We start from the raw sequence: 21,183 nt of genomic DNA, 5'->3' as shown, positions 1-21,183 counted from the left end.
CGATGAGCGAGACGATCGAACACGACGTTATCCTTCGCCTCGAAGAGGTCTCCAAGGTCTATTCCGGCATCGTCGCCGTCAAGCGCGCCGATCTTGAGCTCAGGCGCGGCGCGGTCAACGTGCTGGTCGGCGAGAACGGCGCTGGAAAATCGACGCTGATGAAGATCATCGCCGGCGTCGAGCGGCCCACGCTTGGACGTATCGTCCTCGATGGCGAGACGGTCTCCTTCGACAGTCCGGCCGACGCGCAGGCGCACGGGATCGGCATGATCTTCCAGGAGCTCAACCTCTTCGCCAACATGACGGTGGCCGAAAACATCTTCGCCACCCGCGAGATCACCCGCGGCATTCGCGGCATCGATCACAAGGCGCAAATCGAAAAGGCAAACGCCTTTCTGAAGCGTCTGGATGCCGGCATCAACGCCGAAACCATGGTCGAGGACCTGCCGATCGGCCAGCAGCAGCTTGTCGAGATCGCCAAGGCGATGTCGCTCAACGCCCGCATCCTGATCATGGACGAACCGACATCGGCGCTGTCTGCGGCCGAGGTCGAGATCCTGTTCAAGGTCATCGCCGAACTGAAGGCACAGGGTGTCGCCATCGTCTATATCTCCCACCGGCTGGAAGAGCTGATGCGGATCGGCGATTACATCACCGTGCTGCGCGACGGCCAGATCACCGGCCATGCGATGGTCCGCGACATCGACACGAAGTGGATCGTCCGCTCGATGATCGGCTCCGACGCCAAGGACTTCGCCAAGGCGGCCGACCATGAGCTCGGACCGGAAGCCTTCCGCGCCGAGGAGATCAGCCTCCCGCGCAGAACCGGCGGCCTGGCCGTCGACCACGTCTCGCTCTCGGTGCGCGCGGGCGAGATCCTCGGTATCTACGGCCTGATGGGGGCTGGACGCAGCGAGTTCTTCGAATGCGTGATCGGCCGTCACAAGCACTCGACCGGCAAGATCTTCATCGATGGCCAGGAGGTGCGCGCGCAGGATACGACGGGGCGGATCAGGAAGGGGCTTGCCCTCATCCCCGAGGACCGGCAGCGCGAAGGACTGGTGCAGGTGCTCTCCATCGCCAGCAATCTGACGCTCGCCAGCCTCGATCATTTCACCCGGATCTTTCACATCAAGGCCGGCGCCGAAAGGCAGGGCATCAACGACATGATCCGTGACCTCTCCATCAAGGCGCCGAACCCGGAGTTCGAGGTCACCTCGATGTCCGGCGGCAACCAGCAGAAGGTGGTCATCGGTAAGGCACTGATGACCAATCCGAAGGTTCTCCTGATGGACGAACCCAGCCGCGGCATCGACGTCGGCGCCAAGGCGGACGTGTTCCGCACAATGCGCAGACTGGCCGCCAAGGGCCTCGCAATATTGTTTTCAACCTCAGACCTTGAAGAGGTCATGGCCCTTTCCGACCGCATCGCCGTTCTCAGCAACGGCAAGCTGGTCGCCGTCTTCGACAGAAGCGAAGCAACGGAAGAGGCTATCATCGCGGCATCTGCCAAAGGTCACGGACACCAGGGAAAGCTCGCGTCATGACGGCGGACACCTCATCCACATTCGGGGCAAAGCGTTCGAGCGGCTCCATTCTTCTCACGCTGATGAAGCTCAGAACCTTCATCGCCCTTTTTGCCGTGATCATCTTCTTCGCGATCTTCGCGCCGAATTTCACATCCACGGCCAACATGATCCTGATGTCGAAGCACGTCGCGCTCAATGCCTTCCTGGCGATGGGCATGACCTTCGTGATCATCACCGGCGGCATCGACCTTTCGGTCGGCTCGATCGTGGGTCTGTGTGGCATGGTCGCCGGCGCCTTGATCCTCAACGGCGTGGAACTGCCGATCGGCTACACGATCTTCTTCAACATCTATGAGATCGTGCTGATCACGCTGGCCGTCGGCCTGGCGATCGGCCTGATCAACGGCTTGTTGATCACCAAGCTCAACGTCGCACCGTTCATCGCGACGCTCGGCACGCTTTATATCGCACGCGGCCTCGCGTTGCTCTCCTCCGACGGCCAGACCTTCCCCAATCTCGTCGGCAAGCCGGAATACATGACGACGGGCTTCGACGTCTTCGGCGCCGGCCGCATGCTGGGCCTGCCGGTTTCGATCTGGATTCTGATCGTGCTCGCCCTAATTGCCGCCTACGTGGCGCGCTCGACGCCGATCGGCCGGCATATCTTCGCCGTCGGCGGCAACGAGCGTGCGGCGCGCATGTCGGGCATTCGGGTCGATGTGGTGAAGATCTTCGTCTACATGTTCTCGGGCCTATGCGCGGCGATCGTCGGTCTCATCATCTCGTCCGAACTGATGGCCTCGCATCCGGCCACCGGCGAAAGCTTCGAGCTCAACGCGATCGCCGCGGCGGTTCTCGGCGGGACCTCGATGTCGGGCGGGCGTGGCACGATCGGCGGCACGATCATCGGCGCCTTCGTCATCGGCATCCTGTCGGACGGACTGGTCATGATGGGCGTCTCGTCCTTCTGGCAGATGGTCATCAAGGGGTTGGTGATTATCATCGCGGTTGTGGTGGATCAGGCCCAGCGCCGTCTGCAACAGCGCGTGACTCTCATGCAAATGGCAAAGGCAGGGTAAGCAATGACGGAATTGAATGGCGCACTCATCGGCTGCGGCTTTTTCGCGGTCAACCAGATGCATGCGTGGCAGGACGTGGCCGGGGCTTCGATCGTGGCGATCTGCGATCGCGACCCCGAGCGGCTGAAGATCGTCGGCGACCAGTTCGGCATCGACAGGCGCTATAGTGATGCTGCCCAGATGTTCGCCGATGGCGGCTTCGATTTCGTCGATATCGCCACCACCGTCCAGAGCCACCGCGCTTTGGTCGAGATGGCAGCCGCACACAATGTGCCGGCAATCTGCCAGAAGCCATTCGCAAAAACGCTCGACGACGCCAAGGCCATGGTCAAGGTTTGCGCTGATGCCGGGCTACCCCTGATGGTGCACGAAAACTTCCGTTGGCAGACGCCGATCCAGGCCGTGAAGAAGGTTCTGGAATCCGGCGCGATCGGCCAGCCTTTCTGGGGCCGCTTCTCGTTCCGTTCGGGCTATGACGTTTTCTCGGGCCAGCCCTATCTGGCGGAGGGCGAGCGCTTCATCATCGAAGACCTCGGCATCCACACGCTCGATATCGCCCGCTATATCCTGGGCGATGTGACGGCGCTCAGCGCCCGCACAAAGCGGGTCAACCCGAAGATCAAGGGCGAAGACGTCGCCACCGTCCTGCTCGACCATGAAAACGGCGCGACCTCGGTCGTCGATGTCAGCTATGCCTCCAAGCTCTCCACCGAGCCCTTCCCCGAGACGCTGATCGAACTCGACGGCACCGAAGGCAGCATCCGCCTGTCGCAGGGCTACAAGCTCGAAGTGACCGGCAAGAACGGCACCGAGATCTCGGACGTGTCGCCGACGCTGCTCTCTTGGGCATCGCGCCCCTGGCACAATATCCAGGAAAGCGTCTACGCCATCCAGCAGCACTGGGCCGAGCGCCTAGCCTCCGGCGGCGAAACCTCGACCTCGGGCGCCGACAATCTCAAGACCTTCGCGCTCGTCGAGGCCGCCTATGACAGCGCCGCCAGCGGCCAGACGGTTGATGTCAAGGCGATGCTGCGATGAGCACGCCGTCGGACAGCTTCCGGATTTACGGAACGCATGCGCTCGAGCAGAAGCCGGTCCGCCTCACTGCGGGCAGGCTGACTGCTGCTCTCAGTGACGGCAATCTGCGCACGATCGCCTATGACGGCGTGGAAGTCCTGCGCGCCGTCTCCTATCTCGTGCGCGATCGCGACTGGGGCACCTATTCGCCCGAGATCGCCGACCTGACAATCGAGCAGGGAGACGATGCCTTTTCGGTCCGCTACACCGCCCGTTGCAAGGGGCCGGATGCGACCGAGTTGTCGATCGGCGTACGGATCTCGGCGCAAGCCGGCTCGCCCCTCGTTTTCGAGGCCGATGCGATCTCGGGCACGGGCTTTGAGACGAACCGCTGCGGCTTTTGCATTCTCCACCCGATCGTCGGCGTCGCCGGCACGCCTGTCACGGTCGAGCATGCCGACGGACAGCGCGTCGAAACGCGGTTCCCTGATCTGATCGAGCCGTGGCAGCCGTTCATGAACATGAGCGCGATTACCCATACCGTCATGACCAACGTGACAGCGCGGTGCGGCATGGAAGGTGACGTGTTCGAGATGGAAGACCAGCGCAACTGGTCGGATGCCTCCTACAAGACCTATGTGCGCCCGCTCGCTTTGCCCTGGCCCTACGTGATACCGGCCGGTGAAACGGTCACGCAGCGCATCGTCCTCGATATTGCCGACAAGCGCCCGAAGCCATTGGCCGCGACGACGAATGGGCATTCGTCGCTGACGACACTGACGCTCGGCGAGCGGCGTGGGCGCATGCCCGCGATCGGCGTGATCGTCACGCCGGAAGAAGCAGGCGCCGTGGTCAAGGCAAGCGCCGTGCTCGCCGAGATCAAGCCGCAGGAACTGCTCTTCCACTTCGACCCGGCAGCGGGGCATGGGGCGGAAGCCTTCAAGCGCTTCGCCGAGGTGACCAGGCTTCATCCGGGCACGTCGACGCTCGAGATCGCCCTGCCGTGCAAGCAGCCGCTCCTCGACGAGACCACGCTGATCGCGACGCAGATGCGCGATGCGGGCTTCAAGCCGGACGCGATCATAATCTCGCCATCGGTCGATCGCCAATCGACACCGCCGGGCAGCAAGTGGCCGGAATGCCCGCCGCTCGAAGATGTCTACGACGCCGCGCATGCGGTATTCCCCGATATTCGCATCGGCGGCGGCATGCTCAGCTATTTCACCGAGCTCAACCGCAAGCGCGTTCCTTCCGAACCGCTTTCCTTCATCAGCCACTGCACCAACCCGATCGTCCATGCCGCCGACGACCTCAGCGTCATGCAGACATTGGAGGCCCTGCCCTTCATCACCCGATCGGTCCGCGCCATCTATGGCGACAAGCCCTACCGTATCGGCCCATCGACCATTCCCATGCGGCAGAATCCTTACGGAAGCCGAACGATGGACAATCCGAATGGCGGCCGGATACCGATGGCAAACACCGATCCGCGTCACAACGGGCTCTTCGCGCAAGCCTTCGCCATGGGCTATGTGTCGAAGGTACTGGACGCCGAGCTGGAATGCCTGACGCTCTCGGCTTTGACGGGGAGTTTCGGGCTCCTTGCCGGACAGAATGAGCCCTTCACCGCTGATGGACGCCGCCCGCTCTTCAACGCGATCAAGACACTCGCCGGTCTCGCCGGCACCGAGTGGCGGGAGTGCCTCTCTTCCAACCCATCGCGCGTTCTGGCGTTCGCGACAAAGACGGCGACGGCGTCGGCACTCTGGATCGTCAACATCACCGGCCAGGACCAGGAGGTTGATCTCGGATCGCTCCGGCTTTCCGACGCGCTGATGGGCGGCGTGCTCACTCTTTCCCCATATCAGGCGACCTCCATCGCGCTTTCGGATTGATCTTGCGTCTGGAAGGCGTAGCTATAGCCTTCCAGGCGCGGCAATCGGGAGGACCAGCGTGAAGACCAAAAAGCTTATCAATGACGGCGGCGCGGCGGTCGACGAAATGCTCGAGGGCATCCTCGCGGCGCATCCCGATCATCTCTACGCCATCGACGGATCGCCGCGATCGATCGTTGCGAAAAACGGGCCTCGCGATGGCAAGGTGGGGCTGGTGATCGGCGGCGGCTCCGGCCATGAACCGAGTTTCCTCGGCTTCGTCGGCAAGGGGCTCGCGGACGCGGCCGCTGTCGGCAATGTCTTTGCCTCGCCTCCGCCCGATCCGATCATCGAATGCGCAAAGGCGGTCGATCACGGCGCCGGCGTTCTCTTCATGTACGGCAACTATGCCGGCGACGTGATGAACTTCGACATGGCGGCGGAAATGCTTGCCATGGACGATATCGATGTGCGCACCGTGGTGACCACCGACGACGTCGCCTCCGCACCGCGCGACCAGAGAGAAAAGCGCCGTGGCGTGGCGGGTAACGTCTTCGTCTTCAAGGCGGCCGGTGCTGCCTGTGATCTGATGTACTCGTTCGACGAAGTCGAGCGTGTCGCGCGCAAGGCCAACGACCACACCTTCACCATGGGCGTCGCCCTATCCCCCTGCTCTCTGCCACAGACGTTGCGGCCGAATTTCGAGATCGGCGACCACGAAATGGAAGTCGGCATGGGCATCCATGGTGAGCCCGGCGTCTCGCGCGAAACGCTGAGACCGGCCGATGCTGTTACCGACGAACTGCTCGATGCGATCCTCAAGGATGCCAACATCGCGCCGGGAACCCGCGTGGCCGTCCTGATCAACTCGCTCGGCTCCACACCGCTGATGGAGCTCTACATCATCATGCGCCGGGTGAAGGCGCGGCTGGACGAGGCTGGCCTTATCATTCACACCTCGCTCGTCGGCAATTACTGCACTTCTCTCGAGATGGCCGGCGCATCGGTCACGCTCATGGCGCTCGATGACGAATTGCAGACGCTGATCGATCATCCGTGCGACTGCGCGATGTTTCGCAGCGGAAAGGCGATCTGATGGGTGACGTGACGACAAAGGACCTTCAGCGCCTCTTCCAGGACATCGCCAACGTGATGACCGCCGAGCGGGACAATCTGTGCCAACTGGACGGCATCATAGGCGACGCTGACCATGGGATCGCGATGGAGCTCGGCTTTTCGGCGGCAGGAAAGGCAACCGAGGCACTCGAGCCTGCCGCTACAGACCCGACGACAGTGTTCAACACGGCTGCCAAGGCGTTCCTGAATGCTGTCGGCGCCTCATCAGGCCCGCTTTACGCGACTGCCTTCATGCGCGCCGGCGCAGCGGTGAAGGGCAAGGCTACTCTTAGCGATGACGATCTGCTCGACGTCTTCGCCGCGCTGGCAAAAGGTATTCAGGACCGCGGCAAGGCCGAGATCGGCGAGAAGACGATGGTGGATGCCTGGGCACCGGCCGCCGCGGCTTGCGAAGAGGCCAGGGCACGCGGCGACAGCTTGCGGCAATGCCTTTCACAAGCGCTGCAAGCGGCCGAAAAGGGACGCGATGCGACCAAGGACATGGTTGCGAGCAAAGGGCGCTCTGCGCGGCTGGGCGAGCGGTCCCTTGGCCATATCGATCCAGGAGCGGCGTCCGCCACCATGGTCATATCGAGCATCCGAAGCGCCCTATCGGCGGAATAAGGCATGCGCTGAACTGCCGTCTCCGTAATCAGGACACAGCCGACGCTTCGTTGGTGATGCGTCCGTGTTGCCGCAACACGAGCGCGACCGCGCCCATGACCGTGTCGTCATTGCCGCGGAAGGTGCCGACGACGAAGCGCGGCCTGCGCTTTTCCGGTGAGTGGGCGGGCGGGGCGACGGAGTGGCGGGCGAAACTTCGCTCGAGGCCATCGATGAAACTCTCCCCCACCTCGGCCAATTTGCCGGCGATGATGAACAAGGGTGGATTGAGGATGGTGAAGGCAATCCCCATTCCCCAGCCCGCCATCTCGGCCGCGTCATCGACAAGCCGCGCATATCCTGGATCGCCATTGCGGGCGCGCTCGACAAACTGTTCGATGCTGACGGGCTCACCGAAGGACTGCTCGGCGTATCTCAGCAGCTGGAACCCGCCGGCGAAGGTCTCGAGACAGCCACGATTACCGCAGCGACACAGCGGTCCGCGCGGATCGAGCGACATGTGGCCGAACTCGGCGGCATATCCATGGGCGCCGCGCTGCACCGTGCTGTCGATGACGATCGCGCCGCCGATGCCGAGGTCGAACTTGAAGAGGACGAAGTTCGTCTCGCCCACGGCGGCTCCCCAGGTCATTTCCGCAAGCGCGCCGCAATGGCTCTCGTTCTCGATGTGGATCGGGCAACCGAGCTGCTCGGAAAACACATTGGCGATATTGGTGCCGCACCATGTCGGCAGGATGGAGCCGTTGAGGATTTCGCCGTCATAGGAGACAGGCGCGGAAATCGCCAAACCCACACCCAGCAGCTCGGACATATCAATGCCGAGCAAGGCACATTGCTCCTCAAGGCTGGCGCGCACGCATCTGGCGGCGTCATCAGGCGTATAGTCCGTATCCATCGCGAACCAGATGTCAGACAGCACGGTGTGCGCGAGGTCGCAGATCGCGATCCGAATTTCGCCGAGCCCGAGGAGCACGCCGGCGCAGCGACCCGCCGCAGGGTTCAGCGACAAGAGCTGCGACGGTCGTCCGAAACCGTTGCTCTTCGTGTCGACGTCGAGCACGACGCCGCTGTCTTTCAGCTCGGTGAGAAGCGTGGACACGGTCGACCGCGCCAACCCCGTCGATTTCACCAATTGCGTCGCGGTCGCCGACCCGATTGCCGCGATGGCGCGCACGATACGTCCCGCCGGCGCGGTCTGATCCTCGAAAAGTTCCCTGATGCCAACCATTCATAGCTCCTCTCCATGAAATAGGCCTGACTCGCCACTCGGCGGCAAGATATTTCTGATTAGAAAATAATCGCGCCTATTTCATAAGCGTTATCCGCCGTTTCGAAATATTAAGCCCGACTATGGCCACTTATGCAATCGACTTTGTTCATTTACGAAATAAGTCTTGACTCCGATCGGAATTTTCGAGAGTGTGCACATTAGCGGAGAGGACCGCACAAGGGAGGGTTTAATGACGATCAAGACTACACTCATGGCCACGCTATCCGTGCTCGCGATCACTGCGACGAGCCTGAAGGCGGAAGACCTGACGCTCTGGACACTGAACTTCGACAACAACGCCGCCAACGTCGCGCTCAAGAAGGTCGCAACCGACTTCGAAGCTGCAAATCCCGGCACCAAGGTTGAAATCGTTCAGCGCGCCATCGATGAGCACAAGACCGCGCTGCGTGTCGCGGCCGGCTCGAACAAGGGCCCCGACATCTACTTCAGCTGGGCAGGCCTTGGCCTGGGCGGCGAATATGTGAAGGCCGGCCTTTCGGCGCCGCTCGACAAATATTACACCGAATACAAGTGGAACGATGAGCTGCTGCCGGCAGCCGCCGCATTCGCCGATCTCTATCCGGGTGGCAAGCATGGCGTTCCCTTCACCTTCAAGGGCGAAGCCGTCTATTACAATAAGAAGCTGTTCCAGCAGGCCGGCATCACCGAAGAGCCGAAGACCTATGAAGAGTTTCTGGCTGACGCTGAGAAGCTGAAAGCCGCCGGCATTCCCGCCTTCACCTTCGGCGGATCGGTCAACTGGCACGTCATGCGCCTGATGGACGTCATCCTGGAAACGAAGTGCGGCGCCGAAAAGCACGACGCGCTGAAGGCCATGAAGGCGGACTGGTCCACGGAGCCTTGCGCCACCGACGCCTTCACCGAATTCGCCAAGTGGACGAAGGATTATACGCTGCAGCCTTTCATGGGCATCGACAACAAGCAGTCTTACAGCCTGTTCACGGCCGGACGCGCGGCGATGATGCTCGAAGGCGACTGGCTGGTCAGCCAGCTGGAAACCAGCGGCACCAACCTCGACGACTACGGCATGTTCCCGTTCCCGACCAATACGCAGCGCCTCTACGGTTTTGCCGAGTATAACTACATCAGCACCAAGAGCCCGCATCCCGATCTCGCCGCGAAGTTCCTCGACTACTTCCTATCGGCCAAGGTGCAGCAGGATCTCGTCGGCCAGATCAGCTCGACATCGGTCAACAAGAACGTCCAGTACGCGAACCAGAAGCCGCTCGAAGCCGAATGGCTCGATGTGTTCAAGACCTACGGCAAGGTCTACATGAACGGCGACCAGGCCTTCCCGCTTGACGTCACGACCGAGTATTTCCGCGTGATCAACGACGTCGCCGCCGGCAACACGGCACCTGCCGATGCAGCAAAGCAGCTGCAGACGTTCATCGCCGGTCGCACCTAAGTCCTCCCAGGACATTGGTCGGTCCCGCACGTCGCCGGGACCGACCACCGCTCAATCCAATGCCACTCGCCAGACACACGTCGCGCGGAGCAGATACCCATGTCATTGAAAAATCGAACACACGACCCGCGCTTCCAGGCGTTCCTGTTGCTCGCGCCTGCCATGGCGATCTACGCGGTCTTCGCGCTTTACCCGATGCTGAACGTCGTGGTCCTCAGCTTCCAGAAGTGGAACGGGCTGGATCCGCAACGCCCATTCGTCGGCCTGGCGAACTACCAGTACATCTTCACGCGCGATCCGGTGTTCTGGGTCGCCTTCAAGAACACGGTCATCTGGACCATCATGTCGGTGGTCTTCCCGCCGATGGTCGGCCTTCTTCTCGCGCTGACGCTCAATCAGAAGATCTTCGGGCGCAACACGTTTCGCGCCATCTTCTACCTCCCCGTCATCATCGCGCCGATCGCGGTCGCGACGATGTGGAAATGGATGTACGACCCCTTCTTCGGCCTGTTCAGCCAGCTCATGACCAATATGGGCCTGCAGATGTGGATCAAGGACTGGCTCGGCGACAAGAACATCGCGCTCTACTCGGTCTTCGTCGCCTATCTCTGGCAGTCCGTCGGCTTCTCGATGGTGCTGTTCCTGGCCGGCCTTCAGAACGTGTCGCAGACGCTGGTCGAAGCCGCCCGCATCGATGGCGCCGGCCGTTGGGCGATATTCAAGCATGTGACCTTCCCAGCGCTGCGCACCACGATGACCATCGTGCTCGTTCTCTCGATCATCTCGTCGCTGAAGGCATTCGATATCGTCTACGGCCTCACCGGCGGCGGACCGGCGCAATCCACGCAGATGCTGGCGCTCTGGGCCTTCACGCAGGCGATGCAGATCTTCGACTTCGGTCGCGGCGCCGCCATCTCGGTCGTCCTGCTGCTGATCACCATCGCGATCGTCGTGCCGTACCTGCGCTGGACGCAGAAGCATGAGGACACCGAATAATGACGATGACATCATCAGGACCGATATCCGTGTCTGAAACCATCACCACCACGAACAAGCCCGGTCGCGACCCCGTCCTGATCGGCCTGTGGATCGCGCTGATCATCGTCGCGCTTATCTGGTTCGCGCCTTTCGTCTTCATCGTCTTCACATCGCTGAAGACGAAGGCTGCGGTGACAAGCACCGGCGCGTTCATGCCGCCGGTCGAGTTCGCCTTCGAGAACTATGCCAGTGCATGGAGCCGCGGCAACTTCGCCGAGTCGTTCATGAACAGCGTGATCATCACCGTCTTCAAGGTGCCGCTCGGCCTCGCGATGTCGGCGATGGCGGCCTACGCACTGGCGAAGATCAAGATGAAAGTGAGCAAGCTCCTGCTGCTCATCGTCGTCTTCGGAACGATGATCCCCTTCCAGGTGATGCTGGCGCCGCTCTTCACGCTGGTTAACTCGTTCGGCCTGATCGACACCTATCCCGGCGTCATCCTGCCTTACATCGCCTTCGGCGTTCCCTACCAGGTCTTCATCCTGCACGGCTTCTTCAAGGGCCTGCCGAAGGAGCTGTCCGAGGCAGCGCTGATCGACGGCGCCACCCATTTCACCATCTTCCGGCGCATCTTCCTGCCGGTCTGCCTGCCGGTTCTGGCTGCGCTCCTCATCCTCGATTTCGTCTCAACCTGGAACGAATTCGCAATGGCGCTCGTCCTTCTGCAGGATCAGCACATGTGGACGCTGCCGCTCGGGCTGATGTCCTTCCAGGGCCAGTTCTCCAGCGATTACGGCCAGTTGAACGCCGCCATCGTGATGACGGTCCTGCCCGCGACGCTCGTCTATCTCATTTTCCAACGGTACTTCGTCTCCGGCCTCACCTCTGGTGCGGTCAAAGGCTGAGCGACCGAAATTTAAAGTCTTTCGAGGAGATCTTTCATGTCCACAGCAACAGTCGAAAAATGGGGTGTGTTCGAAGCGGCCTTCAACGGCCCGTCCGGCGGCAATCCCTATATCGACGTGAGCCTCGACGCCGTCTTCACCCACAAGAGCCGTGAAGTCCGCGTGCCGGGCTTCTATGATGGCGACGGCGTCTATCGCGTGCGCTTCATGCCCGATGTCGAAGGCGAGTGGTCTTTTCAGACGCGTTCGCAGACCGTTGAGCTCAACGGCAAGACCGGCGCATTCGTCGCGACCGCACCGTCTGCGGGCAACCATGGCCCGGTTCGCGTGCGCAACAAGTTCCATTTCGCCTATGCCGACGGCAAGCCGTTCCTCTCCTTCGGCACGACCTGCTATGCTTGGACGCACCAGCCGCTGGAGATGCAGGCGCAGACGCTCGAAACGCTGAAGACCGCCGGTTTCAACAAGATCCGCATGGGCGTCTTCCCCAAGGATTACCCCTATAACACCAACGAGCCGCTCTACCCCTCTTTTGAGAACGGCGCCGACGGCAAGGAAGATTTCGATCGTCCGAACCCGGTCATGTTCCGCCATTTCGAACAGCAGGTTGCGGCTCTTTGCAAACTCGGCATCGAAGCCGACATCATCATGTTCCACCCCTACGATCGCTGGGGCTATGCCGACATGTCGGCCGAGCAGGACTTCCGCTATGTCGCCTATCTCGCGGCACGCCTCGCCGCCTATCGTAACGTCTGGTGGGCGCTCGCCAACGAATACGACTTCCTGCTGGACACCAAGCCGGTGGAGCAGTGGGACCGCTACTTCCACATCCTGGAAGAGAACGATCCCTACCAGCACCTGAAGTCGATCCACAACGGCGAAGTGTCGATGAACTTCGATCACCGTAAGCCATGGGTTACACACACCTGCATTCAGAACCCCGATGTCAAGCTGACGCAGACCTGGCGCGACGCCTATGGCAAGCCCGTCGTCAACGACGAGCCGGAGTATGAAGGCAACATCGTGCAGTGCTGGGGCAACCTGACGGCGCAGGAACTGGTGCACCGCTTCTGGATCACCGTGACGCGCGGCGGCTATGCCGGCCACGGCGAGACCTATTCGCACCCTGATGATCTGATCTGGTGGGCCAAGGGCGGCGAGCTGCGCGGCGAAGCGTGGAAGCGCATCAGCTTCTTCCGCGACATCCTGGAGCAGGACGTGACGCACGGCCTCGATCCCATGGGTGCCGTCGGCGAATGGCCGTGGACCCGCGTTTCCGGCGTGCGCGATGGCAGCACCGACCTGCGCTACATCTATCTCGGCGAGCATCAGCCCGTCGTATGGTCTTCGGGCTTCCCGAAGGATGGCGACAACTACGAAGTCGACATCATCGACACGTGGAACATGACGATCACGCCCGCCAAGAAGGTGGAAGCGCCGATCCCGCATCCGACACGCCACGGCGCGATCGTGCGCGGCGGCAAGGCCGATGCTGCATTCGGCGTCGAGCTGCCGGGCAAGCCATATCTGGCACTTCGCGTGCGCAGCAAGCGTTGAGCAGGTCTCACAGGGAGGAATTCTATGTCCGGATTGGCCATTAGAAACGTCAAGAAATCCTACGGTGCCGTCGACATCATTCACGGCGTGGACGTCGATATCGCCGATGGCGAGTTCGTCATTCTCGTTGGCCCGTCCGGATGTGGAAAATCGACCCTGCTTAGGATGATCGCTGGGCTGGAGGAGATCACCGGCGGCGAGATTTCGATCGGCGGCCGCGTCGTCAACAATCTGCAGCCCAAGGATCGCGACATCGCGATGGTGTTCCAGAACTACGCGCTCTATCCGCAGATGACGGTGGCCCAGAACATGGGCTTCGCACTGGAACTGGCCGGCGTGAAGAAGGCGGAGATCGACAAGAAGGTCGGCGAGGCCGCCGGCATCCTCGGCCTCCAGCCGCTGCTTGGCCGCAAGCCGGCGCAGCTGTCCGGCGGCCAGCGCCAGCGCGTCGCCATGGGCCGCGCCATCGTGCGCGATCCAAAGGTGTTTCTCTTCGACGAGCCTCTCTCCAACCTCGACGCCAAACTGCGCGTCAAGATGCGCGCGGAAATCAAGGCCCTGCACCAGCGCCTGAAAACCACGATCGTCTACGTCACGCACGACCAGATCGAAGCCATGACCATGGCCGACAAGATCGTCGTGCTGCAGGGCGGTAAGGTCGAGCAGATCGGCACGCCGCTCGAGCTCTACGACCGGCCGCAGAATGTTTTCGTCGCGGGCTTCATGGGCTCACCGGCAATGAACTTCCTCGAAGGCAAGTTGACGGGCGACGACACACCGCGGCTGACACTGCCGTCAGGCCAACAGGTCGAGCTCTCGCAGGGTGCTGCGAACGCCGATGGCCGCGACGTCATCGTCGGCATTCGCCCTGAGGATCTCGCCTTCGCGCAAGACGGCGGCGTGCCGGCAACCGTCAGCGTGGTAGAGCCGACTGGATCGGAGACGCATGTCGCGCTAGAGGTCGAAGGCAAGGAGATCACCTGGGTCATGCGCGAACGCGCCGACCTGACACCGGGCCAGGTCGTCAAGCTGTCGCTGAAATCACCGAACGTGCATTTCTTCGACAAGGCCACGCAGCGCCGCATCTAGACTACGATGCAACGAACAATATCTCGCATCCTCCGTATCAGTGCGGTGGATGCAAGGTTTTGGCAGGCAGTATTGCCTTCAAGGCGTGTATTGTCCCCATCGCGTGGCTGGTAACCTTACCAGCTAACCAAGCAACGTACTTTCAGTTGCATGGCAACATGAAGCAATGCCATCAAACGGAAAGCGGTCCCAAACACCGTGGTCCGTGGGGTTACGGATCGGTAAACCCGTCCTCGCGGGGCGAGGACGGGTTCTAAATTTTCGATTATGCGATGAGATAGCTTTCAACGCCCGAAACCGGGCGTTGGCAGACAGTGGCTCAAGACGCCGTCTTGCCCTGTGTTTCAGCCTGTTCGGCACGCATGCCGGCACAAAACGCGGCCGTTCCGTTTGCGGAAAAGGCATGCGCACGCTTTTTGGCCGCCGTTTCGAGCAATTCGGCGAAAACGCCGAGGCTGATCCGATCGGCCCGCAGCATCTGGCGGATCATCGGATCCCTCAAGACTTCCGACATGGTCATGTCCTGCATGGCACGCTCCTTTGTTGCAAGGAGGAATACTACGCGCATGTAACACCCAAATGTCGCCAGCGTGGCAGGATCAAGGCAAACGACACGTTGCAGTTGCCGTATGCTGCCGGCAGATGACCCGCCACGCAGAGCAGCGGGGCATCCTCTTGGTTGGCCGAACGTATCCGTCAGTTGACCGGGGCCGAAGCCTTGAGCGAGGCGATGTAGGCACGCCAGCCGCCATGCGATGTCACCTCGACGGCATTGGCGACGGCATGCGCTTCGCAAAGGAAGCCCGAAATGCTGGCGCCATCATCGAGCGCGACCTTGCCGATCCCGAGCGGCGCCGGGATTTTCTGGACGAAGCGGCCAAAGCCGTCAGCGGGCAGCGTCCAGACCTCGACCTCCAGTCCATTTCCCGCGAACCCCGGCTCGCGGATGAGGCCGGGCTTTGCCGGCACCGTACCGCTCAGCGCAAACAGCCTGTAATCGCCAGCCGTTCGGCAGGTCTTCACCAGCCGCCCGCCCAGCGTGGTGAGCTCGTGGTTGAGTGGCATACCGGTCAGATGCGCGCCGACCACGACGATCGGAATGCCCGCAGGCGCGGTCTCGATAGGCGCCGATTGCGGCAGCGCGGCCGACTTGTCTTTGCCCATACCGCAGGGCGCTGCACGATGCAGCGCGTCGGCGACGAGCGCCAGGGCATCGTCGGTGAACGCCCGGCCGACGAGGGTGACGCCGGCAGGCAGATGATCCGCGCTGTCGAAGCCAGCAGGGATGGCGATCGCGGCGCAATCGAGGAGATTGACAAAGTTGGTGTACCGGCCAAACCGCCCATTAAGCTCCACCGGATTGGCGAGCATCTCCTCGACCTTGTAGGTCGTCGGCGAAGTGGGAAGCAGCAGGATATCGACCTTCGCCCACTCCTCTTCCGTCACCTGTTTCAATTCCGCGAGACGATACTGACCGTTGAAAGCATTGACGGCCGTCTTGCCTCGGGCGCCTTCGATGATCGACCGCACGGTTGGATCGAAATCATCAGCGTTGGTGGCCAGGAACCCTTCGACGGCAGCGAGCCTCTCAGCAACCCACGGGCCATTGTAGAGCAATTCCGCCGCCTGGCGGAACGGCGCGTAGTCGAAGGTCACGATGTCGGCGCCAAGCGCCTTCGCCCGCTCGATCGCCAGATCGTAGAGCCGCTCGACCTCGCGATCGCCGAAGAACTCGCGTTCCGTTTCGCCGAGCACGCCGATCCGCAAACGATCGGTCGGGAGCGACACCTCGCGTGGGTGCCGCGAGAAGGCGTCGCTGCGATCGAAGCCCTGCAGGACCTTGCGAACGGCAACGCCATCGCCGACCGTTGCCGCGAACACCGTGACACAATCCACGCTCTTGCAGGCGGGGACGACCCCCGTGTTCGGCACCAGCCCCGGCGTCGGCTTGATGCCGACAAGATTGTTGAAGGCTGCCGGCACACGGCCGGAACCGGCGGTGTCCGTCCCAAGACTGAAGGCCGCGAGCCCTGACGCTACTGCCACGGCCGACCCAGAGCTGGAGCCGCCTGACACATAGTCCGCGTCGAAGACAGAGCGCGGCGCGCCATAGGGCGAGCGCGTGCCGTTGAGACCGGTCGCGAACTGATCGAGATTGGTCTTGCCAATGAGGATCGCACCGGCTCCGAGCAACCGGGCGATAACGGTGGCGTCTTCATCAGGATCGTAGGCAAAGGCCGGGCATGCCGCCGTTGTCGGCAGGCCCTTCGCGTCGATATTGTCCTTGGCGGCAAAGGGGATGCCCCAAAGCGGCAGGCTGTTGGCTTCAGGCGCCCGCGCCATCAGCGCCTTCGCCGCTTCGCGCAGCGCATCGTCTGTGACCTTGGTGATGAAGATCGCCGGATCAGTTGATGCGGCGCGCCGTGCGATCACCTCTTCGACCACATCGAGCGGCGTCAATCCAGACGCATAGGCGGCGCGCAACGTCGCGATATCGAGAATGGTTGGCAACATGTCAGATCTCCTCGAGCACAACGATAATATCACCCGCCTTTACGTTTCTTCCCGTTCCCGCGCGCAATTCGCGCACGCGGCCGGGGGCGTGGGCCGTGACGTTGATTTCCATTTTCATCGATTCAATGATGGCAAGCGTGTCGCCAGCGGCGACTGGCGTGCCGGGTTCGACCAGCAATTTCCAGATATTGCCGGGTACGGCGCTGGCAACGCCGAAGCAATCGGCGGGGATATCGCCATCCATGCTTTCGGCGGCACCTTCATCGGTCACGAACGTGTCGAGCCCGGCTTCTTTCCAGCGATGGCGCTCGGCGTTGAACGCATCCTGCTGGCCGGCCTTGAAGTTGCCGATCGACAGCGCGTTGGCCTGCAGCTCCTGTTCATAGGCCGCGTAGGAGAATTCCGTCTCCTCGATCCTGATCGGGTACCCGCCATGCGGAAAGGCGCTACGCGCTTCCGTCAGCTCCTTGTGGTCGACAGGGAAGAACTTGATCTGATCGAAGAAGTTCAAGAGCCACGGCTTGTCCTTGGCAAAGACCGGTGTCCGGCGCCAGGTGTTCCACATCTGGATCGTGCGGCCGAACAGCTGATAGCCGCCCGGCCCCTCCATGCCGTAGATGCACATGTATGCGCCACCGATGCCGACCGCGTTCTCCGGCGTCCATGTCCGGGCCGGGTTGTACTTGGTTGTGACCAGCCTGTGGCGTGGATCGACCGGTGTGGCAACCGGTGCTCCGAGATAGACGTCCCCAAGGCCAAGCACGAGATAGTTGGCGTCGAAAACGACGTCGCGCACAGCCTGCTCATCGGCCAAGCCATTGATCCGCCGGATGAACTCGATGTTATCGGGGCACCATGGCGCATTCGGCCTGACGAGCTCCTGGTATTTCCGCATGGCAAGTTCGGCATCCGGATCGTTCCAGGAGAGCGGCAAATGAACGATGCGGCTCGGCACCTTCACATCCTGGGCGGCGGGCAATGTCTTCTCGATCTCGCCAAGCAATCCCAACAGGCGCTTGCGGGTGATCGTCGTGCCATCATAGTGGATCTGGAGCGACCGGATGCCGGGCGTCAGATCGATGATCCCCGGCAACCGGGACTGCGCGAGGGCCTCCATTAGCAGATGCACGCGAAGGCGAAGCGCGATATCCAGCGTCATCGGTCCGTATTCGACCAGCAGGTTGTCGTCCCCCTGGCGCCGGTAGACCACGGAAACCGGCCCCTCGTCGCTTGTGCCGACAATCGGCGAGCCGGCATCGGGGCGGGACCGGTGAACGGCCGGTGTCGCGATCGGATCGTCTGGCCGCGCGACGGGAACGAAGCGGACGCGGTCGCCCGGCTTCAGCTGGCCCATCTTCCATTGTTCGTCGCGCGCGATGACGGCAGGGCAGACGAAGCCGCCGAGGCTCGGGCCATCAGGCCCGAGAATGATCGGCATGTCGCCGGTGAAATCGATCGCGCCGATCGCATAGGCGTTGTCATGCAGGTTCGACGGATGAAGCCCCGCCTCGCCGCCATCGGTGCGCGCCCATTTCGGCGTCGGCCCGATCAGTCGAACGCCCGTGCGGGCGCTGTTGAAATGCACCTCGTAGGACGCCTGGAAAAGCTCGTCGATGTCTCCATCCTGGAAGAAGTCGGGGGCACCATGCGGACCATAGACGACGCCGATCTCCCAATCGCCGGTCAAAATCGGCGCCTCGACCGCGACCGTCGATGAGGTCGTCTGCGCCGCACGCGCCAGGCGCAGCACATGGCCCGTCTTCAACGTTCCTGTAGCATTGCCACCGAACTGGCCAAGGCCGAAGGTCGCGCGCGAGCCGAGGACGACGGGCGCGTCAAACCCGCCGGAGACGGCGAGATAAGAGCGCTGCCCCGCCCCCGATATGCTGCCGATGGACAGCACAGCGCCGACCGGAATCGCAATTGCCTGGCCATGCGGCACCTCGGCGCCATCAAGCGTCATCGGCATTCTGGCGCCGGACAGGGCGACGGTGACATCGCGAAAGAACTTCAGCGTCGGGCCGGATACGGTGAGCTCCAGCGCCGTCGTCGTTTCGTCGTTGCCAACAAGGCGGTTGGCATGGCGGAACGAACGCTCGTCCATCGGCCCGCTCGGCGGCACGCCGACATGCCAAAGCCCCAGCCGTCCCGGAAGCTCCTGCATGCTCGATTGCGCGCCGGGCGCGAGCACCTCGACAACATCGGGCACGAACTCGAGCCTGCGCAGCGCGGTTGTCGATACGTTGCCGCTTTCCAGCAACTCGGATTGCGCGATGACACGGAGATAATCGACATTGGTCTCGATGCCATAGATAGAGGTCTCGCCGAGCGCCGCTTTCAGCTTTTCGATGGCAGCCGACCGATCCTCGGCGGCAACGATGATCTTCGCCAGCATCGGATCATAAAAGGGGCTGACTTCGGTGCCCGTCTCGATCCAGCTATCGACGCGCGCCGTCTGAGGGAACTGCACCTGCGTCAGCAGGCCGGCGCTGGGGCGGAATCCGGCATGCGGCATCTCGGCGTAGACGCGCACCTCGATAGAAGCGCCCTGCGGCTTCAGATCGTTCGCGCGCGCCAGAATATCTTCCCCGGCCGCCTGGCGGATCATCCATTCGACGAGATCGATGCCATAGACCGCCTCGGTGACCGGATGCTCGACCTGCAGGCGGGTGTTGACCTCAAGGAAGTAGAACTCCTCGCGGGTCGGGTCATAGATGAACTCGACCGTGCCGGCGGACGCGTAGGATACCGAAGCGCCAAGCTCGGTAGCCGCGCGATGCAGGCGCTGACGCACGCCATCGCTCAATCCCGGCGCCGGCGTTTCCTCGAGCACCTTCTGATTGCGCCGCTGCAGCGAGCAATCCCGCTCGCCCAGCGCAACCACCCTGCCGTTGCCATCGCCGAAGATCTGCACCTCGACATGGCGGGCATCGGCGACGAAGCGCTCGATATAGACGCGTGCATCGCCGAAGCTTGCGGCCGCGGTGCGCTGCACACTCTCGAACGATGCCTTGAGGCTCTCAGGATCGACGCACAACTGCATGCCGATGCCGCCGCCGCCGGCGGTGCTCTTCAGCATGACCGGGTAACCGATCCGCTCGGCGGCTGCCAAGGCCTCGTCAGCGGACTTGAGCAACCCGCTGCCGGGGAGTAGCGGAACGCCGCTTTTCTCGGCGAGCTCGCGTGCCGTATGCTTGAGGCCGAAGACTGAGAGATGTTCCGGCCGTGGTCCGATGAAGGCGATGCCTTCATCAGCAAGCCGCTCGGCGAAGCCGATGTTTTCGGAGAGAAAGCCGTAGCCCGGATGCACCGCATCCGCGCCCGTCTCTTTACACGCGGCGATCACCGCGTCGACGTTGAGATAACTCTCGGTGGCCGGCGCCGGACCGAGGCGCACCGCCTCATCCGCCATCAGCGCCGGCATGGCGAAGCGGTCGGCATCGGAATAGACCGCTACCGAGGCAATGCCCATTTTTTGCAATGTGCGGATCACCCGGACGGCGATTTCGCCCCGGTTCGCAATTAGAACTTTCTTGAACATGGATCAGCCCTCTGCGTCCCAGATCAAGACCCGGATCGGCGTCGGGTCGAAGCCGTTGCATGGGTTGTTGATCTGCGGGCAATTGGAGATGACGCAGAGCACGTCCATCTCGGCGACGAGTTCGACGTAGTCGCCGGGCGAAGAAATGCCGTCGACGATGGTCATCTCACCATTCGGCTTGATCGGCACGTTCATGAAGAAATTGATGTTCGGCACGATGTCGCGCTTGCTCATGCCGTGCTTGGTCACTTCGAGCACGAAATTGTCGCGGCAGGCGTGGAGATACTTGGTCGCGTGGCCGAAGCGCACGGTATTGCTCTCGCACGAGCAGGCGCCGGCGGAGGTGTCGTGGCGGCCGCAGCTATCGGCGGTCATGCGCAGCATGACATTGCCCTCGCTCGACATCACCTTCGTGCCGACGCCGACATAGGCGGCACCCTGCGCGCGCATCGTGTCCTGATTGGAATAGCGTTCCGAGAAATCGTCGGCACGATAAAACAGCGTGTCGATCGCCTGCTGGCCGTAGCTGTCCTCGATGCGGATCGTCTGTCCTTTCCTGACGATGCCCGACCACGGCGCCTCGGCCGGTATGAAATGATCCTGCACGGCGTTATCGAGCGTGCGGGTATTGGATGTCTGAATAAAAATGCTCATGATCGCC

Annotated in this window: 16 protein-coding genes; 11 read left to right on the top strand and 5 right to left on the bottom strand. The window is 62.1% G+C overall.

Features of this window, described 5'->3' with window-relative positions; translation table 11 throughout:
* The first annotated feature begins 2 nt into the window (after positions 1–2).
* Genes ACVTFQ_RS20665 through dhaL form a run of 6 tightly spaced genes read left to right on the top strand, consistent with a single transcriptional unit; the run spans position 3 to position 7,239 of the window.
* Positions 3–1,547, top strand: coding sequence for a sugar ABC transporter ATP-binding protein (locus ACVTFQ_RS20665; RefSeq protein WP_112435306.1), 1,545 nt, complete (start codon positions 3–5; stop codon positions 1,545–1,547).
* Positions 1,544–2,608, top strand: coding sequence for an ABC transporter permease (locus tag ACVTFQ_RS20660; RefSeq protein ID WP_018896822.1), 1,065 nt, complete (start codon positions 1,544–1,546; stop codon positions 2,606–2,608). Before ACVTFQ_RS20665 ends, ACVTFQ_RS20660 begins: the two co-directional genes overlap by 4 nt.
* A gap of 3 nt (positions 2,609–2,611) precedes the next feature.
* Positions 2,612–3,646 carry a Gfo/Idh/MocA family protein gene (locus tag ACVTFQ_RS20655; RefSeq protein ID WP_112949644.1) on the top strand — a complete coding sequence of 345 codons (1,035 nt, stop codon included), beginning with the start codon at positions 2,612–2,614 and terminating at the stop codon, positions 3,644–3,646.
* Positions 3,643–5,520 carry a D-apionate lactonase gene (gene apnL / locus ACVTFQ_RS20650; RefSeq protein WP_112949643.1) on the top strand — a complete coding sequence of 626 codons (1,878 nt, stop codon included), beginning with the start codon at positions 3,643–3,645 and terminating at the stop codon, positions 5,518–5,520. Before ACVTFQ_RS20655 ends, apnL begins: the two co-directional genes overlap by 4 nt.
* Before the next feature lie 58 nt (positions 5,521–5,578).
* A complete protein-coding gene (locus tag ACVTFQ_RS20645) occupies positions 5,579–6,595 on the top strand; it encodes a dihydroxyacetone kinase subunit DhaK (protein WP_112949642.1) in 1,017 nt (338 codons plus the stop codon).
* Positions 6,595–7,239 carry a dihydroxyacetone kinase subunit DhaL gene (gene dhaL, locus ACVTFQ_RS20640; protein ID WP_112437470.1) on the top strand — a complete coding sequence of 215 codons (645 nt, stop codon included), beginning with the start codon at positions 6,595–6,597 and terminating at the stop codon, positions 7,237–7,239. Before ACVTFQ_RS20645 ends, dhaL begins: the two co-directional genes overlap by 1 nt.
* Positions 7,240–7,267: 28 nt before the next feature.
* Here dhaL and ACVTFQ_RS20635 read toward each other — a convergent pair whose 3' ends face one another.
* Positions 7,268–8,467: an ROK family transcriptional regulator gene (locus ACVTFQ_RS20635; RefSeq protein WP_112949641.1), complete on the bottom strand. Its 1,200-nt coding sequence runs from the start codon at positions 8,465–8,467 to the stop codon at positions 7,268–7,270.
* 232 nt (positions 8,468–8,699) lie between these two features.
* Between ACVTFQ_RS20635 and ACVTFQ_RS20630 the strand changes: the two genes are divergently transcribed.
* The 5 genes from ACVTFQ_RS20630 (at position 8,700) to ACVTFQ_RS20610 (ending at position 14,467) form a co-directional block, all read left to right on the top strand.
* Positions 8,700–9,938: an ABC transporter substrate-binding protein gene (locus ACVTFQ_RS20630; RefSeq protein ID WP_112436530.1), complete on the top strand. Its 1,239-nt coding sequence runs from the start codon at positions 8,700–8,702 to the stop codon at positions 9,936–9,938.
* Between the two features lie 99 nt (positions 9,939–10,037).
* A complete protein-coding gene (locus tag ACVTFQ_RS20625; RefSeq protein WP_112436531.1) occupies positions 10,038–10,934 on the top strand; it encodes a carbohydrate ABC transporter permease in 897 nt (298 codons plus the stop codon).
* Positions 10,935–10,939: 5 nt separating this feature from the next.
* A complete protein-coding gene (locus ACVTFQ_RS20620) occupies positions 10,940–11,821 on the top strand; it encodes a carbohydrate ABC transporter permease (protein ID WP_245206634.1) in 882 nt (293 codons plus the stop codon).
* A 36-nt stretch (positions 11,822–11,857) separates the two neighbouring features.
* On the top strand, positions 11,858–13,378 hold the full coding sequence (locus tag ACVTFQ_RS20615; protein ID WP_112436532.1) for a DUF5060 domain-containing protein: 1,521 nt from the start codon (positions 11,858–11,860) through the stop codon (positions 13,376–13,378).
* A 24-nt stretch (positions 13,379–13,402) separates the two neighbouring features.
* Positions 13,403–14,467, top strand: coding sequence for an ABC transporter ATP-binding protein (locus tag ACVTFQ_RS20610; protein ID WP_112949638.1), 1,065 nt, complete (start codon positions 13,403–13,405; stop codon positions 14,465–14,467).
* A 319-nt stretch (positions 14,468–14,786) separates the two neighbouring features.
* Here the strand turns inward: ACVTFQ_RS20610 and ACVTFQ_RS20605 are convergent, their stop codons facing one another.
* The 4 genes from ACVTFQ_RS20605 to ACVTFQ_RS20590 form a co-directional block, all read right to left on the bottom strand.
* A complete protein-coding gene (locus ACVTFQ_RS20605) occupies positions 14,787–14,996 on the bottom strand; it encodes a hypothetical protein (protein WP_112436534.1) in 210 nt (69 codons plus the stop codon).
* A gap of 167 nt (positions 14,997–15,163) precedes the next feature.
* Positions 15,164–16,981, bottom strand: a complete 1,818-nt coding sequence (atzF, locus tag ACVTFQ_RS20600) for an allophanate hydrolase (protein ID WP_112949637.1) — start codon at positions 16,979–16,981, stop codon at positions 15,164–15,166.
* Between the two features lies 1 nt (position 16,982).
* Complete coding sequence (gene uca, locus ACVTFQ_RS20595) at positions 16,983–20,522, bottom strand: urea carboxylase (protein ID WP_112949636.1); 3,540 nt, start codon at positions 20,520–20,522, stop codon at positions 16,983–16,985.
* 3 nt (positions 20,523–20,525) lie between these two features.
* Positions 20,526–21,176 carry an urea amidolyase associated protein UAAP2 gene (locus tag ACVTFQ_RS20590; protein WP_112949635.1) on the bottom strand — a complete coding sequence of 217 codons (651 nt, stop codon included), beginning with the start codon at positions 21,174–21,176 and terminating at the stop codon, positions 20,526–20,528.
* Positions 21,177–21,183 lie beyond the last annotated feature (7 nt).

This window comes from Rhizobium sp. O111, assembly GCF_055616315.1.
This window is presented reverse-complemented; position numbering and strand designations above follow the sequence as displayed.

Bases quoted from the DNA above. Each gene is read 5' to 3' on its own strand.
- ACVTFQ_RS20665 (WP_112435306.1), top strand. From the start codon at position 3: ATGAGCGAGACGATCGAACACGACGTTATCCTTCGCCTCGAAGAGGTC.
- ACVTFQ_RS20660 (WP_018896822.1), top strand. From the start codon at position 1,544: ATGACGGCGGACACCTCATCCACATTCGGGGCAAAGCGTTCGAGCGGC.
- ACVTFQ_RS20655 (WP_112949644.1), top strand. From the start codon at position 2,612: ATGACGGAATTGAATGGCGCACTCATCGGCTGCGGCTTTTTCGCGGTC.
- apnL (WP_112949643.1), top strand. From the start codon at position 3,643: ATGAGCACGCCGTCGGACAGCTTCCGGATTTACGGAACGCATGCGCTC.
- dhaL (WP_112437470.1), top strand. From the start codon at position 6,595: ATGGGTGACGTGACGACAAAGGACCTTCAGCGCCTCTTCCAGGACATC.
- ACVTFQ_RS20635 (WP_112949641.1), bottom strand. From the start codon at position 8,467: ATGGTTGGCATCAGGGAACTTTTCGAGGATCAGACCGCGCCGGCGGGA.
- ACVTFQ_RS20630 (WP_112436530.1), top strand. From the start codon at position 8,700: ATGACGATCAAGACTACACTCATGGCCACGCTATCCGTGCTCGCGATC.
- ACVTFQ_RS20625 (WP_112436531.1), top strand. From the start codon at position 10,038: ATGTCATTGAAAAATCGAACACACGACCCGCGCTTCCAGGCGTTCCTG.
- ACVTFQ_RS20620 (WP_245206634.1), top strand. From the start codon at position 10,940: ATGACATCATCAGGACCGATATCCGTGTCTGAAACCATCACCACCACG.
- ACVTFQ_RS20615 (WP_112436532.1), top strand. From the start codon at position 11,858: ATGTCCACAGCAACAGTCGAAAAATGGGGTGTGTTCGAAGCGGCCTTC.
- ACVTFQ_RS20610 (WP_112949638.1), top strand. From the start codon at position 13,403: ATGTCCGGATTGGCCATTAGAAACGTCAAGAAATCCTACGGTGCCGTC.
- ACVTFQ_RS20605 (WP_112436534.1), bottom strand. From the start codon at position 14,996: ATGCAGGACATGACCATGTCGGAAGTCTTGAGGGATCCGATGATCCGC.
- atzF (WP_112949637.1), bottom strand. From the start codon at position 16,981: ATGTTGCCAACCATTCTCGATATCGCGACGTTGCGCGCCGCCTATGCG.
- uca (WP_112949636.1), bottom strand. From the start codon at position 20,522: ATGTTCAAGAAAGTTCTAATTGCGAACCGGGGCGAAATCGCCGTCCGG.
- ACVTFQ_RS20590 (WP_112949635.1), bottom strand. From the start codon at position 21,176: ATGAGCATTTTTATTCAGACATCCAATACCCGCACGCTCGATAACGCC.